Annotated in this window: 16 protein-coding genes; 10 read left to right on the top strand and 6 right to left on the bottom strand. The window is 36.9% G+C overall.

All coding sequences use genetic code 11. The features are described from left to right. The first annotated feature begins 159 nt into the window (after window positions 1-159). The 7 genes from A3H37_09510 (at window position 160) to A3H37_09480 (ending at window position 7,428) form a co-directional block, all read left to right on the top strand. Window positions 160-1,038, top strand: a complete 879-nt coding sequence (locus A3H37_09510; GenBank protein ID OGL51579.1) for a hypothetical protein — start codon at window positions 160-162, stop codon at window positions 1,036-1,038. Next, the gene (locus A3H37_09505; protein OGL51578.1) at window positions 1,039-1,830 is read left to right on the top strand and encodes a hypothetical protein; all 792 of its coding nucleotides are present in this window, start codon (window positions 1,039-1,041) and stop codon (window positions 1,828-1,830) included. A gap of 37 nt (window positions 1,831-1,867) precedes the next feature. Then, window positions 1,868-2,866: an aerotolerance regulator BatA gene (locus tag A3H37_09500; GenBank protein OGL51577.1), complete on the top strand. Its 999-nt coding sequence runs from the start codon at window positions 1,868-1,870 to the stop codon at window positions 2,864-2,866. 38 nt (window positions 2,867-2,904) lie between these two features. Further along, a complete protein-coding gene (locus A3H37_09495; GenBank protein OGL51576.1) occupies window positions 2,905-3,906 on the top strand; it encodes a hypothetical protein in 1,002 nt (333 codons plus the stop codon). Then, on the top strand, window positions 3,906-4,715 hold the full coding sequence (locus tag A3H37_09490) for a hypothetical protein (protein ID OGL51575.1): 810 nt from the start codon (window positions 3,906-3,908) through the stop codon (window positions 4,713-4,715). Before A3H37_09495 ends, A3H37_09490 begins: the two co-directional genes overlap by 1 nt. A gap of 158 nt (window positions 4,716-4,873) precedes the next feature. Next, the gene (locus tag A3H37_09485) at window positions 4,874-6,673 is read left to right on the top strand and encodes a hypothetical protein (GenBank protein ID OGL51574.1); all 1,800 of its coding nucleotides are present in this window, start codon (window positions 4,874-4,876) and stop codon (window positions 6,671-6,673) included. Beyond that, window positions 6,670-7,428 carry a hypothetical protein gene (locus tag A3H37_09480; protein ID OGL51573.1) on the top strand — a complete coding sequence of 253 codons (759 nt, stop codon included), beginning with the start codon at window positions 6,670-6,672 and terminating at the stop codon, window positions 7,426-7,428. The genes A3H37_09485 and A3H37_09480 overlap by 4 nt, the downstream gene beginning before the upstream one ends. A 123-nt stretch (window positions 7,429-7,551) precedes the next feature. On the opposite strand, the gene A3H37_09475 is transcribed toward A3H37_09480, so the two are convergent. From A3H37_09475 to A3H37_09465, 3 genes are all read right to left on the bottom strand, one after another. Beyond that, a complete protein-coding gene (locus A3H37_09475; GenBank protein OGL51572.1) occupies window positions 7,552-8,565 on the bottom strand; it encodes a recombinase RecA in 1,014 nt (337 codons plus the stop codon). A gap of 216 nt (window positions 8,566-8,781) precedes the next feature. After that, entirely contained in the window at window positions 8,782-9,936 is a 1,155-nt protein-coding gene (locus A3H37_09470; protein ID OGL51571.1) for a hypothetical protein, read from the bottom strand. A 21-nt stretch (window positions 9,937-9,957) separates the two neighbouring features. Further along, entirely contained in the window at window positions 9,958-10,323 is a 366-nt protein-coding gene (locus A3H37_09465) for a hypothetical protein (protein ID OGL51570.1), read from the bottom strand. A gap of 47 nt (window positions 10,324-10,370) precedes the next feature. On the opposite strand from A3H37_09465, the gene A3H37_09460 reads away from it, so the two are divergent. The 3 genes from A3H37_09460 to A3H37_09450 all read left to right on the top strand — a co-directional run bounded on the left by A3H37_09460 (window position 10,371) and on the right by A3H37_09450 (window position 12,311). After that, the gene (locus A3H37_09460) at window positions 10,371-10,781 is read left to right on the top strand and encodes a hypothetical protein (protein OGL51569.1); all 411 of its coding nucleotides are present in this window, start codon (window positions 10,371-10,373) and stop codon (window positions 10,779-10,781) included. After that, window positions 10,778-11,053 (top strand): hypothetical protein, encoded by a 276-nt coding sequence (locus A3H37_09455; protein ID OGL51568.1) that lies wholly within the window; start codon window positions 10,778-10,780, stop codon window positions 11,051-11,053. The genes A3H37_09460 and A3H37_09455 overlap by 4 nt, the downstream gene beginning before the upstream one ends. 217 nt (window positions 11,054-11,270) lie before the next feature. Further along, window positions 11,271-12,311: a 23S rRNA (adenine(2503)-C(2))-methyltransferase gene (locus tag A3H37_09450; protein ID OGL51567.1), complete on the top strand. Its 1,041-nt coding sequence runs from the start codon at window positions 11,271-11,273 to the stop codon at window positions 12,309-12,311. Here A3H37_09450 and A3H37_09445 read toward each other — a convergent pair. The 3 genes from A3H37_09445 to A3H37_09435 form a co-directional block, all read right to left on the bottom strand. Then, window positions 12,298-15,639: a hypothetical protein gene (locus A3H37_09445; GenBank protein OGL51566.1), complete on the bottom strand. Its 3,342-nt coding sequence runs from the start codon at window positions 15,637-15,639 to the stop codon at window positions 12,298-12,300. The two genes, A3H37_09450 and A3H37_09445, sit on opposite strands and share 14 nt — an antisense overlap. A gap of 40 nt (window positions 15,640-15,679) precedes the next feature. Then, entirely contained in the window at window positions 15,680-16,111 is a 432-nt protein-coding gene (locus A3H37_09440; protein OGL51565.1) for a hypothetical protein, read from the bottom strand. A gap of 64 nt (window positions 16,112-16,175) precedes the next feature. Further along, window positions 16,176-17,249 carry a hypothetical protein gene (locus tag A3H37_09435; protein OGL51564.1) on the bottom strand — a complete coding sequence of 358 codons (1,074 nt, stop codon included), beginning with the start codon at window positions 17,247-17,249 and terminating at the stop codon, window positions 16,176-16,178. Window positions 17,250-17,276 lie beyond the last annotated feature (27 nt).

The following is a 17,276-nucleotide window of genomic DNA, read 5'->3' as shown; positions in this document are numbered from 1 at the left end:
CAAAATTTTTGAATTGAATCTTTAAATTTTAATTTGTCATTTTGCCTGCCTGACGGTAGGCAGGCACTTTGATTTTAACTTGAACCCTTGACACCTGGACTCCTTGAACCCTTTTTATTATGAGTCATAAGTTATGAGTCATAAGTTATAGGTTAATTTATGCTTTCTTCTGAAATTCTAAAGAAAATAAAGAGTATCCATATCCGGACAAAACACCTTGTAAATGCAGTTATGGCTGGTGAATATGAGTCTGCTTTCAGGGGGAGAGGGATGGAGTTTGAGGAGGTCAGGGAATACCAGCCAGGTGATGATATAAGGTCAATTGACTGGAATGTTACAGCCCGGATGGGGACACCTTTTGTAAAAGTTTACAGGGAAGAAAGAGAACTGACTGTAATGCTCCTTGTTGATGTATCTTATTCAGGAAGGTTTGGAACAGTCAGCCGTTTTAAAAATGAGCTTTCTGCTGAAATAGCTGCAGTTCTTGCATGCCTTGCCATCAGGAACAATGATAAGGTCGGGCTTCTGATTTTTTCTGACAGGGTCGAAAAGTTCCTCCCTCCCAAAAAAGGAAAAAGCTATGTATGGAGAGTAATAAGAGAGGTACTGAGTTATACTCCAAAGCATAAGGGAACTGATATAGGGGTTGCCCTTGATTTCTTGAACAGAGTTCTGAACAGAAAAGCCATATGTTTTTTAATATCTGATTTTTTAACTGCAGGCTATGAAAAACCTCTTAAGATTACAAACAAGGAGCATGACTTGATAGCAATAACTGTAACCGACCCCAAGGAAACAGAACTTCCGGAAGTCGGTTTAATGGAAATAGAAGATGCTGAAACAGGGGAGAATATTTTAGTTGATACAGGAGATTACATGTTCAGAAAAGGATTTGATTTTTTGGTGAAAAGCGAGCTTGCCCAGAGGAAAAGTTTCTTTAGAGCAATAAATCTTGACAGCATAGATATAAGAACTGATGCCCCCTATGTGCACCCGATAATAAAGTTTTTCAAGATGAGAGAAAAGAGGATGATATAGATGATTTCAAAAAAGGTTCTGTTGTTTTCATTAATATTTATCCTGTTAGTCTATTCTCTTTCAATGGGAGCATTTTTTTCGCAGAACAGTTTAGGGATTAATGAAAATAGGGTCAGGAGACCCGATTCTACCCAGGGTAGTGGCAGGTCTCCTGACCTGCTATCATCTTCCTTTGAAAAAGAAAAAATCCCCCTTAGTCCCTCTTTGACAAAGGGGGATTCAGGGGGATTATCAGAAGGCAGGGAAAGGGATATTATTGATATTAAACCACTTGAGAAAATAGAAAGAGACTACAGAAAAATTTTATTAATTGCCGCAATAATAATAATCCTTATATGCCTTGTCCTGTTGGGTTATTTTTATTTTAAGAACAGGAAGAAAAAAACTGAGGCTCAGATTTTCATACCTCCACATGAGATTGCTTTCAGGGAGCTTACTCAGCTAAAGGAAAAAAGATTCTTAGAGAACGGGGAATACCAAAAGTTTTATTTTGCCTTTTCTGAAATTTTCAGAAGATACCTTGAAAAAAGGTTTTTATTCCCTGCCACTGAGCGAACCTCGGAAGAGATTATTCCATTAATTCAGAAAACAGGAATTTTTCCAGAAAGCCATTTTTTGATTGGCAGGGATTTTCTTCTGACAACTGATTTGGTAAAATTTGCCAAGCATTTTCCTTTAAAAGAAGAAACAGAAAGAATTGAAGAGGATTTTTTGAAGTTCATTGAAGGAACAAAAGAGGAAGGGGAAGCATTAAATTCCAAATCACAAATTCCAAATTCAAAACAGTTCTAGACATAAGAATTTTTAAGAAGATATTTCACAGAGATTAATTATGTTTAAATTCCATGACCCATGGTTTCTTCTCCTGCTATTAATAATTTCTTTTATCATTTATGATTACAAAAAGGGAAGCAGAAGCGGAAGGATTCAGTATTCTTCAATTGAGAGGTTTAAAAGGCTCAGGATTCCAAGGACTGTAAGATTCAGATACATTCTGGTATTGCTGCGGATTGCCGGAATTATGCTGATAATAGTCAGTCTTGCAAGACCTCAGAGCGGGAACAAGTTCACAGAAGTAACTTCAGAGGGGATAGATATAATGTTAGTCCTTGACACTTCAGGAAGCATGCAGGCAATGGATTTTGAGATTAACGGTGAGAGGGTCAACAGACTTGAAATTGCAAAAAGGGTGGTACGAGAATTCATAAACAAGAGAGTGAATGACAGAATCGGAATGGTAGTATTCGCTGAACATGCTTTTACCCAGTGCCCTCTAACGCTTGATTACAACATATTGCTGAGCTTTCTTCAGAATGTAAAGATTGGAGTTGCAGGGGATGGTACTGCCATCGGTTCTGCGCTGGGTATAGCAGTACAAAGAATAAAAAACATCAAGAGCAAATCAAAAGTGATTATTCTTCTTACAGATGGAAGAAACAATTTTGGAAGCCTTTTCCCTCAGACGGCTGCGGAAATTGCCCGTACCTACGGGATTAAGGTATATACAATAGGAGTTGGAACGCATGGAGAAGTTCCGTTTCTTGTGGATACATTCTTTGGCAAAAGGTACATCTATCAGAGCGTTGACATTGATGAAGAGACACTTCAGGACATAGCAAAGATTACCGGAGGCCAGTATTTCAAGGCTGTGGACTCAGAGGCTTTGATTAAGATTTACAGGCAGATAGATGCGATGGAAAAAACCAAAGTGGAAATAAAAACTTTTTATGAATATAATGAACTATTTTATTATTTTTTAGTTATTGGGATAATTGCAATACTAATGGAGATGATTTTCAGCAATACGTGGCTGAGAAAGATACCGTGAAAAGGAGAATTTAGGATTTATACCTTTGAGTTAATACTATGAAATTTGGCAACCTTTCATTTTTATATATGTTTTGGATAATTCCTTTGATGCTCGGGTTTTTTGTCTATTCTTACCGCAAAAGGGAGAGGCTTCTTGAAAAGTTTTGCGGGAAGGTTCTTCTTGAAAAACTTGCTCCGGGGATAAAGAAGAGCAGATATATCCTGAAAAAAAGCCTTCTCATCTTCGGATCTGTTTTTTTGATTTTTGCGCTAATAAGACCGCTCTGGGGGTTTCACTGGGAAGAAATAAAAAGGGAGGGGATTGATATTATAATTGCCATTGATGTATCTGACAGTATGTTAGCTGAAGATATAAAACCAAACAGGCTTGAAAGAGCCAAGAGAAAGGTTTCAGATCTTCTCAGGATGCTTGAAGGAGACAGGATAGGGCTTGTGGCATTTTCTGGGATAAGCTTTGTCTTCTGTCCTCTCACTCTTGATTACGGTGCGTGCCAGATTTTTCTGGACTTTTTAAGCCCTGATTTAATTCCTGTTAAAGGAACAGCAATTGCTGATGCAATAATTAAATCAGTTCAGGCTTTTGGAAGCGCAAAAAGCAGGTCAAAAGCATTAATCCTTATTACTGACGGAGAAGACCAGGAAGGAGAAGTTATAAATGCTGTATCAGAAGCAAAAAAACAGGGGGTTAAGATTTTCTGCATAGGGATAGGAAATGCCAGAGGTTCTCCAATTCCATTAAAGGGTTCTCAGGGAGGTTTTAAGAAAAATCCTGAAGGCGATATTGTAATTTCAAGGCTTGATGAGTCGACTCTGGAGAAAATTGCGCTTGAAACAGACGGAAGCTATGTAAGGTCTGTGGCAGGGGATTTGGACCTTGAAAAAATCTACAGAGAGGAAATAAAAGAGAAAACAGAAAAGAAGGTTTTTAAAGCAACAAGAGAAAAGGTTTGGGAAGAGAGATTCCAGTGGTTTGTTTTTGCAGGGTTATGTTTTGTGGTTGGAGAGTTTTTTATCAGAGAGAGAAGAAAGGCATTATAATGGTATTTAATTACGGAATAATCTGCCTGTTGTTTTTTGCAATATTTTTTAATCCGTCTATTGCTTCTGCAAAATCAATATATGGCTATTTCAAAGAAGGAAAAGAGCATTTTGATAAAAAAAATTATAAGGAGGCATTAAATACCTTTTTTAAAGCTCAGGTTGAAAATCCTAAGGATATCAGAGTGAAGTATAATGTATCAAATGCTCAGTATAAGACTAAAAACTATAATGAAGCAATAAAGGGATATCTTGATGTAGTAAATAACAGCAAGGATACTCATTTGAAACCACTTAAGGAAAACGCTTATTATAATATTGGAAACTGCTTCTACAGAAAAGGGAATTTAAATAAATCAGCTGAATATTATAAAAAAGCTCTGGAACTTGACCCTGAGGATAAAGATGCCAGGCATAATCTGGAACTTGTAATGGAGAAATTGGAAAAAGAGATGGATGAGCAAAAGGAGGCTGGTAAAGATAAGAATGAGAAAGGAAAGGATGAAAACAAGAAGGGTGAAGATAAAAAAGATGGAGGAAAAGAGAATAAGAAGGAGGGAGAGGATTTAAAGAATTCTGCTCAGCAGGACAAGCAGAAAGATAAACAGAATCAGAGTGGTCAACAACAAGGAGAAAAGGAAAACGAGAAACCCAAGGATGAAGGGAAATCCAAAATGAATACAAGGCAGCTTTCAAAAGAAGAAGCTGAAATGCTGTTAAACAGCCTTAAGGAGGAGAAGAAAAACCCTGTTTTGGGAGATGCGATGAAAAGAAGAGTAATGCCTTACACTCCATCAAGGGACTGGTGATTTCAGCTATAAGCTGTAATAGTAGGGAATAAAGAGTAGTTAGTGGATAGAAAGAGTCAAAGTTTATCATTCCCGCCTGTCCGATGGAATTTTTGGGTCAATGACAAACAAACAAAATAAACTCAAAAGCCACGCGCGAAAGCACGTGATAATTTATTATGACTGATAAGATTATGGTAAAGCTGAAACCAATTATATTAGCATCAATATTTATTTTTTTATTTTTTATCTTTCCAGCATCAGCTTCTGAGATTACTGTTACAGCAACAGTTGACAAAACAGAGGCGACAATGGATGACCAGATAACCCTGTCTGTGGCTGTGAACGGGGCACAGAGAATGGGAGATCCGGTTCTTCCGTCTCTTCAGGGCTTTCAGGTCATGTCAAGCGGAACATCTTCTGAAGTGAAAATAATCAATGGCACTTTAAGCGCCTCTAAGTCTTTTAACTACATTCTGGTTCCTCAGAAAGAGGGAGATTTCACTATTGGTCAGGTACAGGTTGAAGTCCAAGGAAAGGTTTACAGAACAGCACCAATAAAGATAAAAGTTCTGTCTTTGTCAGGTGAATCAAGAAAAGATTCAGATTCAAAGGAGTTTTTCCTGACCGCGGAGATAAACAACCCAAACCCCTATATGAATGAGCAGATAGTTTATACAATCCGCTTTTTCAGAAAAATTCCTGTCTCGGAAGCAAGTATTGAAAAACCTGCCTTTGAGGGTTTTATCGCTGAGGAGCTTGGAAAAGAGAGAGAACTTAGCAAGGTAATTAACGGAGAACAGTACCTTGTATATGAAATCAGAACAGTTCTTTTTCCATTAAAAGCAGGCAAGCTTGAGATTTTTTCTTCAAGAATTAAGTTTGGAATTGTCAGGAGATCAAAAAGCAGAGGTTTTTTTGATGACCCTTTTTTCGGTAGCGGAAGAATTGAACAAAAAATACTCAGCACAAAACCGATTATTGTAAATGTAAAGCCTCTGCCAAAAGAAAACAGACCTAAAGACTTTAACAACCTTGTTGGAAATTTTAAAATCGCTGCAAGCTTAAGCAAAAATGAGATTAAGGTTGGAGAATCAGCTACTCTTGATCTGGAAATTTCAGGAAAAGGGAATATCAGAAATATTCCTGAACCTTTTTTAAAAGAATCTTCTGAATTTAAAATCTATAATGACCAGCCAAGGGTTGAAATTGGTATTGACGGGGATTCTTTAATCGGGGAAAAAATTTTCAAGAAAGCAATTATTCCTTTAAAAACAGAAATTCTGAATATTCCTCCTGTAACAATTTCATTTTTTAATCCTGAAACCGGAAAATATGAAACTATAAGCTCTAAGAAGATTGTTTTCACAGGATTGCCCGGAGGCGAGGATGAAAGATTGCGTATTGCAGAAGGTTTTAAAGGACAAAGTTTGCAGGAGTCAATTAAGGTTTTAAAAAGAGATATCCTTCCAATAAACACATCAATTTCATCTTTGAAAGACCAGAGGCTAAATTTGTCAGACCCTCTTTATATTGCTTTTTCAATAATCCCTTTTCTGTCCTATCTGTCATGTCTTGTGTATAAAAAAAGAAGTGACCGTTACATGAAGGACATAAAATTTGCAAGAAACAGGAGAGCCATCGGGGAGGCAAAAAAAAGACTTAAAGAAGCCAGGAAGTGCAGGGAGAATTATAAAGATGCCTTCTTTACTATTCTGTCCAAGACTGTCAGGGAATATCTTGGAGATAAACTGAATGTTGCAGGTTCTGCTCTTACCCCTGCTGAAATAGGGGAAAGGCTTGGAACTGCAGGAATAAATGAGAAGACTGTTGAAAAAGTTAAAAGTTTCCTTGAGAACCTTGAGTATAAAAAGTTTGTTTCCGGAGGCTTATCTCCTGAGGAGAAAAAAGAGCTTTTGATATCCGGTGAAGAGCTGTTGAATGTTCTTGAAAGGGATTTCAGGAGATTTCCTATATGAAAGTTTTTGTTCTTTTTTTCCTGTTTTCCATAATGCTGATTTCCCTTCCGGTTTTTTCTTCAGATGAACCCTCTAATATTTTTCTTGAAGCAAACCAGGCATACAATAAAGGCGACTATGACGGGGCTATTTCATTATACGAGAAGCTTTTAAACTCAGGAATCAGAAATGGTTTGCTCTATTATAACCTTGGGAACTGCTATTTCAGAAAAGGAGAAACAGGAAGGGCTATTTTCAATTACAAGAATGGTAAGTTATATAGTCCTCGGGATGAGGATTTAACTGCAAATCTTAATTATGCAAGGCAGAATATTAAAGATAGAACAGAAATAAAAGACCCGGAAATTCGCAGAAGAATTTTTTTCTGGTATTACAGTTTAAATCTTAAAGAGCTTTTCATGATATTTCTTGTCTTCAATGGAATATTCTGGATTTCAGCTATTTTGAAGATTTTTAAACCCTTGCCTCTCTTAAGAGCCGTTTTCTTTGTTTCACTCTTTATAATGCTTTCAAGCGGAATTTCAGCAGCAACAAAGTTTTACGTGATGGAAAACCTTAAGGATGGAGTTGTGCTTGCAGAAGAGGTTTCGGTGAGGTCCGGAAATAGCAGTAATGATACAATCCTGTTTAAACTCCATGAAGGGACAGAAATTGAAATTCTTGATGAGAGCGATGGGTGGTTAAAAATAAAACTTCCCCATGGTTCAAAGGATATGAGGGGATGGGTGGAGAAGGGGTTTGTTGGTATTGTATAAAACAGGTATAGGCTTATCTTAGCCTGACTACCAATCAAGCTTCTTAACGCTTACTCAAAATAATCTAACCGAATTTTTGTTTATGAAAAACACAACCTGAATACCCTGTGCGAAAGCGTGGGGTTATTTACTAGTTTTCAACAAGTCCTTTTTTTCCAAAACCTTTTTCTTTATCTCAAGACAGGTATCCTTGTGTTCCTTGAGAAAGAGTTTTGCATTTTCCCTGCCCTGACCAATCCTGTCGCCATCGTAGGAAAACCAAGCACCGCCTTTTTCTACTATTCCCAATTCAACTCCCTTATCAAGAATGTCTCCTTCAGAGGAAATACCCTCTCCATACATTATATCAAACTCAGCCTCTTTAAAGGGCGGGCAGACTTTGTTTTTGACAACCTTTACTTTTGTCCTGTTTCCAACAATATCCTGTCCTTCTTTTATTGAGGCAATTCTCCTGATGTCAAGCCGCACAGAGGCATAAAATTTGAGAGCATTTCCGCCTGATGTTGTTTCAGGATTACCAAAAAAGATACCAATTTTATGTCTTATCTGGTTTGTGAATATTAGTATGTTGTTTGACTTGCTCACAATGCCTGTAAGCTTTCTGAGAGCCTGAGACATCAGCCTTGCCTGTAAGCCCATATGGGCATCCCCCATCTCACCTTCAATCTCGGCTTTTGGGACCAATGCTGCAACAGAGTCAATTATTATCAGGTCAATTGCACCGCTTCTTACAAGGACTTCTGCTATTTCAAGCGCCTGTTCACCTGTATCAGGCTGGGAGATTAAAAGGTCATCTGTCCTTACGCCAAGCCTCTTTGCATAGGAGACATCCAGTGCGTGTTCAGCATCTATGAAGGCAGTTATTCCTCCGATTTTCTGCGCTTCTGCAGCAGCGTGAAGGGCAAGGGTTGTTTTACCTGATGATTCAGGACCAAAGATTTCTATTATTCTTCCCCGAGGCAGACCTCCAACACCAAGGGCAATGTCAAGGCTTAAAGAACCTGTTGAGATAACAGGAATATCCTGCACAACGTGTTCAGCACCAAGCCTCATTATTGAACCCTTGCCAAACTGCTTTTCAATCTGGGCAAAGGCTAAATCAATAGCTTTTTCCTTTTCCTTGCGTTCTCCAGCCATGGTTTGTCTCCTGTAAAAAAGGTTTCAAGGGTTTGAGGGTTCAAGGATTCAAGTGAAAATCAAAAGGCAAAAGTTTGATATAAGCTGTCACCATACAGCTCTCAGCTTTTTAATTTTTAAAATCTAAAATCTTCAATCATTAAACCATTAAACCCTTCTGACTATTTTTTTCATTATCACAGATTAAAAAAATCTGTAAAGGGAAATTTTTATAAATTAAATCACGCCATTTGCATAACCTGATTTTCCGTCTGCAAACCTTTCAGGGCTCATTTCAATGATTGGAAGGGTTTCTGTTTTTCCATCAATAATAAGCTCGGAGATTAGTTTCCCTGCTATCGGGGCGTGTGTTATGCCGTGACCGCTGAATCCGGCAGCGCAGATAAAACCTTTTAAGGCGGCAACCTCTCCGAGAATTGCATTCTGGTCAGGAGTAAGCGTCCTCAATCCTGCCCAGCCTGTTATAATCTTTGCGTTTTCTAAAACAGGGACCCTGTGGATTGCTTTTTCTACAACCTTTTCAAGAAGACTCCAGTCAAGGGTTGTGTCAAATCCGGAAGTTTCCTGTTTGTCCGCCATGCTCATAAGAATTGCTCCGCTTTGTTCGGGTCTAAAGTAAAACGGGGCATCAAGGTCTATTACCATTGGCGTAGTCGGGCTGATTTCTTTGAAGACATCAGTAACAAAGACCTGCCGTTTAAGAGGCGTGAGAGGGAGTTTCAGTCCGGACATTTCTGCGATTTTGCCGCCATAGGGACCTGCGGCGTTGATAATTATATCTGACTGGATTTCCCCCTTGTTGGTCACTGCTGAAAAAACTTTTCCATTTTTTACCTTTATTCCTGTCACTTCAGTTGAAGTAAGAATTTCTCCTCCGAGTTTTTTAAAATTTTTGGAATAGCCGTACATAAGTCCATTGGGGTCAAGATAACCATCCTGATGGCAGAATGTTCCGCCAAGGATATCATCAATATTTAATTGAGGAACAATAGTTTTTATTTCTATTGGAGACAAGAGGCTTACTTCTACTCCGAGCGATTTCTGAAGTTTTGCATTTTTTTTTAATTCTGAAAGGGTTATTTCACTTGCAGCAAGGAGCAGATAACCGTGTTGCCGGAAATCAATATTAACTTCCATCTCATCTTCAAAGGTTTTTAAGATTTTAACGCTTTCAAGAGTCATTCTGATATTTATTTCAGTTGAATGCTGGTGCCTTATTCCTCCTGCAGATTTTGCAGTTGAGCCTGTTCCAAGAAATTCCTTCTTTTCAAGAAGGATTACATTTTTTAATCCGCATTTAACAAGATTATAGGCAATGCTTATTCCTATAATCCCGCCACCAATTATTATGCAGTCAGCAGTTTGTGCCATGAATATGAAATTGTTTATAAGTCAGGGTAGCTTCGGGTCTCCTGACCCGAAATACCGTCTAATATCTGAGAACTCGTAATCAAATATATCATTGCATAAACCTTTCCTAAGAGGATTTTCATAACTAGAAATATTTTTAATTGGTTCACAGATAAAGTGAATATGATATGGCATAATAATAAATCCTATAAGTTTGTAATCAAACCTCTTTTCATAAAATGAAATTACCTTTATAGCTATCATAGCTATTTCTTTGTATTTAAATGCCTTGATACGATTGTTTGTCACTATTGTAATAAAGTGATAGCCTTCACTATATTTCATATTTCTTGATGGCAGGTCAGGAGACCTGCCACTACCCAAAGTTGAATCAAGTTTGTTTGCCATATTTCATTTGACATTACAGTTTTTGTTTATAAATTCAAATGAAAATTATGGTTAAAGATAAAAAAATAATTCTTGAAGAAGGTAAATTCCCTGCTGTTTGCTCTGGTTGCAGGCTATGCGAGATAGTCTGTTCATTCAGGCATGAAGGAATTTTTGCCCCCTGGCTTTCAAGAATAAGGGTTGTTACAGTTGAACATCTCATAGATTACCCTGTAACCTGCAAGCTCTGCAAAAACCCTCCGTGCCAGAAAGCATGCCCTGTTAATGCAATTTCAAAAAGCGAGGATACAGAAGGGATAAAGCTTGAATGGGGAAATTTTAAAACAGTCTATTCGCTTATTGAGCAGATGGCTCATAAAAAGGGATTTGGAGAAATTCTGTGTGATGGGCAGAAGGTTGCAGCATCAAGAATCGGGAAAGGGAGCGAGGAATTTGAACAGACCATTTGCGGGGATTGATAATAGATGATGTTTTGCCTGTTGAGCAGGCGTTTAATCTCAGAGTTGGCGGCTTTAGCAGAAAGAATGACAGAGTGCCGTCAATGTTTTTTGAAAAACCAGCTGATGGTGATAAATGGAGGGGAAAAACGTTTAAAAAAGAGGGTATTGAAAAAATGCTTGACGACTATTATGACTGCCGCGGTTGGGACAAAGAAACTACGGCTCCTAAAAAGGAAAAATTGCTGGAACTGGAGTTAGAGGATATAGCTGAAGATTTATACCATAGATAAAGTTTAAAGCTCTAAGGTCAAAATAGCTTTGATAGCTGTAAGCTATTGTCCTGTCCTGTAAATAACTTTACCCTATTGTCATTCCGAGCGAAGCGAAGGAATCTCCTTTTGAGATTGCTTCGGGACTTCGTCCCTCGCAATGACAATACAAAGAACTAATTATGACAGCATACTAAAATTTTGAAATTCCTTCGTCATTTGGATTTGATATATAATTATGGAAAAAACTGACTTATTGAATCTGAGTCTGCCTGAAATTGATATCTTTCTTGCTGAACTTGGACTTGAGGGTTACAGGGCTTCCCAGATAAAAAAATGGGTTTTCAAGGAAGGAATCACCTGTTTCAGCCAGATGAGCAATGCTTCCAAGAGCAACAGGTCACTGATTTCTGAAAAGGCTTTTTTAAGCAGGTTGGCAATTAAAAAAATCTTATCCTCCTCTGACAACACAAGGAAATATATATTTGCTCTTGCTGACAAGAATTTTATTGAGAGTGTCCTGATTCCTAACAAGAAGAGGATTACGCTTTGTATTTCGACTCAGGTCGGATGCGCAAGAGGATGCAGGTTTTGCCTTACAGGGAAAAAAGGATTTAAACGAAACCTCACCAGCGCAGAAATTTTAAACCAGATTCTGGAAGTAAAAAGAGATTTGGAAAAGAGCAACGAGCTAACAAATCTTGTAATAATGGGGATGGGAGAGCCGCTTGATAATTTTGAAAATGTTAAAAAAGCTGTGGAGATAATGATTGACAGGGGTGGATTTGATTTTTCATCGCGCCGCATTACCCTTTCAACCTGCGGAGTTATCCCGGGGATAAAAAAGCTGATGGAGTCCGGTTTAAACATAAGCATTGCTGTTTCATTAAATGCTCCAAATGATGCAAAAAGAAGAAAACTAATGCCTGTTAACAGATTTTTTCCTCTCAAAGAGTTGATGGAAGCGATTAGAACTTATCCTTTGCAGAAAAAAAGCATGATTACTTTTGAGTATATCTTAATAAAGGATTTCAATGACAGCATAGAAGACGCAAAAGAACTTGTGCGGATTCTTAAAGGAATAAAAGCAAAGATTAACCTGCTTAATTTCAATATTTTCCCTGATTCAGAGTTCCTGCCATCTCCTCCTGAAAGGGTTTTGGAATTTCAGAGCTTTCTGAAGTCAAAAAAAATCACTGTGAACTTAAGGAAAAGCAGAGGAACTGATATTCTTGCTGCATGCGGACAACTGGGAAATACTGCTTCTATGGTGATATAAGATATTTTGGATAGGTAAAGATCCTCTTAAATATTCCAAGAATTCCAGTGCCAAGACTCTGGATAGGTATTGATTCAACATCAGGATTTTTTAAATCCCCTGTTACTTTAAAATGTGCAATTACAATGCTCTTGTTTTCACCTCCGAGAATATACCCGATTACAGGGATATTGCTTACTATGGTATCTACTGTGCTTAAAGGCTGAACCCCTAATTTCATATCTATTGTACCCTTAGGTATGTCAATACTGCCAATTGCAGATATTTTCATTGCATTTCCGTCAAGGAAAAGGTTTTCAGTAGATACAATTCCATTTTTTATTAAAAAATCTCCTGTGAGGTTTTTATATGGCATTCCGTTAACCTGAACGTCCTTGATCCAGAATTCGTGCCATTTAAAAACATTGAAAAATGTCAGAACCTTTGAAAAAATATTAAGCCCTGTTTTCTTAATTTTTCCATTCTTTGAATCTATGGATATATTTCCGTTGAGATTATTTTTAATTTCTTCACCGTTTTCTCCTAAACTTCCTAAATTTCCCTTGATGTCTATTTTCCCACGCATATCAGAATCCTTAATACCAAGGTAACCAAGAATTTTTTTTATGTCGTTATTTTTTGTTTCATTAGAGAACTGGAAACGGTATTCATTCTTCCTGCTGAAATCAAACATACCGTTTAAAATAATATTTCCATCCCAGCATTTGGATTTTAAGTTTTCAATACTAACCAGTCCGTTATTGTAATCAAGCCTTCCAGCGAGGTCTGATAATTCAAGATTGCTGAATTTAAATCCTTCACGTTTATCTTTATCTGCAGTTTCTTTCGTGAAAAAGTCATTAAGATTTAATGATGGCGATTTTATATCAAAATCCATCTTTGGGGTTTTAAAATTTGATATCCTGCCATTCAGAATTAACCTGCTTTTGCCAATAGTTATGTCTGTGTTGGAAAGAGAAAGGGAATCTTTATCAAATGTAATGTTGCCGTCTATTTTATTCAGTGTTTCCCTGAATTTTCCTATTTTAAAAGTCACATCTTCCAAGCCAAAGTTTGGTGAAAGCTTTAATTCCTTTACATCAGAAACTTTTCCCAGTATTTTAATTTCCCCAGCGAGTTTTCCTGTGGTATCGTGTCTGAAAAGAAACGGGAATGATTGCTGTGCTTCTTTTAAATCAAATCCTTTTGATTTTAAGGAGATGCTAAGAGAGGGGCTTTTAAAATCATAAATATCTCCTGTGGCTGTGAGTTCATTTGTTCCCAGGATTATTGTTGATTTGTCAATATGAAGGGTATTCTTTTCAAACAGATGACCTTCAATGCTTAACTCATTTGGATGAAACTTCTGTTTGCTGAATCCCTCTCCAATCTTATAGCCCATTTCAGATAAATCAATTTTGCCAATAAGATTTGGGCTGATGGTTTTTCCTTTAGCTTTTATGCTGAGTTCCAGAAAACCGTCAGGCTTGATTTTTTCAGAGTTTTTTCCAAAAAACGGTTTGATTACTGCGGAGGATATATTTCCGTTAAAAGATAAAGAGACTGAAGAGGAGTTTTTCCTGTAATCTTTTATTGTTCCTTTCAATGTAATGCGTGAGTCTTTTATCTTTGCAGCCAGATTATTGATATTTATCTCATCGCTGTTGAATTTAACGATTCCATTCAGGTTATAAAAAGGGAAATTCAATTTTTGGTAAAGAAAACTCCCTCCGTTTAAAACCAATTCACCGCTATAACTGAATGGAGAATTTTCTTTTAAAAGTTTTCCAATTGAAAGGTTTAAATTTGCAAAACCGTTTGACGACTGAATTTTTCTTGCTTCAGCACTGACAGATTTAGGCATAAAGCCTGCTTTAAAAAATTCTGTTATTTCATAGATTCTTGTATTACCTTTTAAATTGAGAATCAGTTCAGGAGATTTATATATGCTCAAAATTTTCCCTGAAGTTAATTGCAATGGAGATTTCCCAAAGGTTCCATTCAAGTTTGCAAATATTAATTCTCCGTCTTTCATGGAAATATTTCCTTTTACAATTTTAATTGGACTCAGGTTGTTTCTTAAAAGCATATCTACATTGTTAACATCAGCATCAAGGGTTATCAAATTTGGATTTTCAGGATATTTATGGTTTTTAAAATCTTCTGTTTTTCCTTCAAATCTTAAGGAGTTTAACTTTGTTTCTCCTCCTTTGAGTTTTTCTTTTAAAAAACTTATAACTGATTGGGGCATTACTTTTTCAGGGAGATATTTCTTGTATTCATCATAGGGAAAAGAGTTGGAACTTATATTTAAATTTATACTCTTGTCTTCTGCTTTAAGGTTTTTCAGGTAAAAGGATCCGTTAAGGATTAAATTATCCATTTTAATCTGATAATCCTTAATATTAACTGAGTCTTTGTCTGATTTCATATCAAACCTTAAATTTCCAGAGTTTGACTGGAGCGGTTTGGTGTAGAATTTTGGGTAAGCAACTAACAGCGACTTGAACTGTACATCTCCTTTAAGAGTAAAATTGCCCAGAAGATTTCCTGACAATTCTGCTTTTATGTTTGTTATCCCGTCAAGATTTGAAAATGGTGAGAAGTTTTTATAGTAATGAAAAAACTGAATAAGATTGAATGAATTTATTTCAAGTCTTGCTGTGATCTTGATTTTGCTCGGGTCAAAATCCATCGGGATTTTTTCAACCATCCCTTTAACTTCAATCGAGCTTGTTCCTCCTTTTTCGTTCTGAAAATTCGACAGAAAAAAGATGCTGACAGGTTTAACAAAGGAAAAATTTTTAATATTTATTTCAAGCTCCTCATACTGAGATTCAAATGGCTTTTTTAAATTGAAAAAGTCATCAAAACTAATTTCCCCTTTTTTTATTAAGATATTTCTAAGAAGGATTTTTGAAAGAAGCTCAGGATCTCTTTTTATTTTCTTTAAAGCTTCTATAATACCTTTAATATTGAATTCACCGTTTTCATTTCTTTTTATCTTTATGTCGGGGTTTTTGATGATTATATTTTTTGGATTGAATTTGCCTGAAAAAAGCGAAGTGATACGAATAGTTATGTACAGGCTGTCAACAGAAAGAAAAACATCTTTTCCGTTTTCTTCAAAAATTTTCAGTCCTTCCAGTTTTATCCCCGGACCGCGGACAAATGACGGAGTAATTTTATCTATTGATGTTTTGCGGTTTGTAGATTTTTCCAGTCCCTGTGCAACGGTTGATTTAATCTGGTTAATGTCAATAAAATAGGGGATTAACAGGTAAAGCGCTGTTACTGAGAGGATAACAACTAACAGAAAAATGGCAAATATTTTTATTGCTAAAGACATTAGATTTTAAAATTCTCCTCAAAAGGCAAGAAGTATCTCTTCAGAAATTACATCTACCTCCAACTGTTTCAATGCGGATGCGGTGCACAGGGGACTTTTCAGAATTTTTTGAATGCTTTTCAGCAATTTCTTCGTATATGTCTTTACGCCTTCCCATTTTTTTTGCTAACAGTTTGAACGCTTTCAGAATATCTTCCTTATTAGTTACCTTTTCAAGTTTTCCTTCAACTATAACGGCTTTCCAGCGCTTGAATTTTAAATCAGTGTCACAGATTTTGAAGGCTACTTTTGGATTAATGGTAAAACATTTTGCTGTTCTTCCCATAGGGCTTGAAATCATATAGATATATTCACCATCAGTGTAGTAAGCAACTTCAACCCCGTAGGGTTTATTTTCATCAACAACCATCAGGGTTCCCCATGTCCATTCGTTAATTAACTGGTTTATTTCTTCTCTTGTCATATCACGCATTAAAGGTCCTCCTGGTAAAAAAAAATTTTCCCGGCTGTCAGCTAACCCCTCGAATCCTTGAACCCTATTTAAGTATGATTTTCTTAACCTTATGGTTATAAAGGTCTGCAATGATTATATTCCCATCCTTATCTATTGTAACACCTCCGGGCTGGTTAAACTGTGCTTTGATTCCATCTCCATCAATATCGCCTTTCTCTCCATTTCCGCAAAGCGTTGATACTTTTCCGTCCTGGCTTATGCTGCGGATAACATGGTTATAAAGTTCTGCTACAATTAAATTTCCATTATTGTCTACTGCAATTCCGTGGGGTCCGTTAAACTTTGCTTCATTCCCTTTACCATTTTTGTATCCGGTTCTTCCATTGCCAGCAAGAGTATATACATTAATTTTTTTTATACCAAAAAACCTTAAAAGAGCATCCCAGAAATTCGATGGAGACGCTTGGATTTTGCGAATTCTCTGGTTTCCTATATCAGCAACATATAAATTTCCATTCTTGTCAACAGCCACATCAATTGGCATATTGAACTGCGCAGAGCTTGCATTGCCGTCGCGGAATCCTTTTTCTCCGCTGCCTGCATATGTTGAGACGGTTCCATCAGGAGTTATTTTTCTGATTCTGTTATTTGAGATATCTGCAATGAAAAGATTATCTTCGCTATCAATTGCTATTGCATGGGGGAATGAAAATTCAGCCTCTTTCCCTTTGCCATCTTTAAATCCTGGTTTTCCTGAACCTGCAAATGTGGTTACTGTTTTATCAGTTGATATCTTTCTTATGGTAGAACTTCCAAGGTCAGCAACAAAGATATTCCCTTTGCTGTCCACGCCAACACCATGGGGAGCGCCAAATTTAGCCTTTCCCAAATCTCCGTCTATGTAACCACCTTCTTTTGTTCCGGCAATTGTGCTGACAGAACCGTTTGGGGTGACCTTCCTTATGCAATTATTAAATATATCTGCTACTATTATATTACCTTCCTTATCACAGGCAAGACGTATGGGAATATTGAATCTTGCATTATTGCCTTCTCCATCAGAAAAACCAAATTCTCCCTTTCCTGCCAGAGAAACAATCGCAACCTCAGCGTGTATTCCTGTAGCAATAAAAAGAAAAAGCAGAAAAAAGAATATTCCAGATTTTAAAATTTTTATAAATCC

This window comes from Candidatus Schekmanbacteria bacterium RIFCSPLOWO2_02_FULL_38_14 (genome assembly GCA_001790855.1).
GTDB lineage: Bacteria > Schekmanbacteria > GWA2-38-11 > GWA2-38-11 > GWA2-38-11 > 2-02-FULL-38-14-A.
Note: the sequence above shows the minus strand (reverse complement) of the source record. Positions and strands in the feature narration are given on the sequence as shown.

What these genes read in the sequence shown, in the direction of transcription:
- A3H37_09510 (OGL51579.1), top strand. Translation starts at nt 160, where the DNA reads ATGCTTTCTTCTGAAATTCTAAAGAAAATAAAGAGTATCCATATCCGG.
- A3H37_09505 (OGL51578.1), top strand. Translation starts at nt 1,039, where the DNA reads ATGATTTCAAAAAAGGTTCTGTTGTTTTCATTAATATTTATCCTGTTA.
- A3H37_09495 (OGL51576.1), top strand. Translation starts at nt 2,905, where the DNA reads ATGAAATTTGGCAACCTTTCATTTTTATATATGTTTTGGATAATTCCT.
- A3H37_09490 (OGL51575.1), top strand. Translation starts at nt 3,906, where the DNA reads ATGGTATTTAATTACGGAATAATCTGCCTGTTGTTTTTTGCAATATTT.
- A3H37_09485 (OGL51574.1), top strand. Translation starts at nt 4,874, where the DNA reads ATGACTGATAAGATTATGGTAAAGCTGAAACCAATTATATTAGCATCA.
- A3H37_09480 (OGL51573.1), top strand. Translation starts at nt 6,670, where the DNA reads ATGAAAGTTTTTGTTCTTTTTTTCCTGTTTTCCATAATGCTGATTTCC.
- A3H37_09475 (OGL51572.1), bottom strand. Translation starts at nt 8,565, where the DNA reads ATGGCTGGAGAACGCAAGGAAAAGGAAAAAGCTATTGATTTAGCCTTT.
- A3H37_09470 (OGL51571.1), bottom strand. Translation starts at nt 9,936, where the DNA reads ATGGCACAAACTGCTGACTGCATAATAATTGGTGGCGGGATTATAGGA.
- A3H37_09465 (OGL51570.1), bottom strand. Translation starts at nt 10,323, where the DNA reads ATGGCAAACAAACTTGATTCAACTTTGGGTAGTGGCAGGTCTCCTGAC.
- A3H37_09460 (OGL51569.1), top strand. Translation starts at nt 10,371, where the DNA reads ATGGTTAAAGATAAAAAAATAATTCTTGAAGAAGGTAAATTCCCTGCT.
- A3H37_09450 (OGL51567.1), top strand. Translation starts at nt 11,271, where the DNA reads ATGGAAAAAACTGACTTATTGAATCTGAGTCTGCCTGAAATTGATATC.
- A3H37_09445 (OGL51566.1), bottom strand. Translation starts at nt 15,639, where the DNA reads ATGTCTTTAGCAATAAAAATATTTGCCATTTTTCTGTTAGTTGTTATC.
- A3H37_09440 (OGL51565.1), bottom strand. Translation starts at nt 16,111, where the DNA reads ATGCGTGATATGACAAGAGAAGAAATAAACCAGTTAATTAACGAATGG.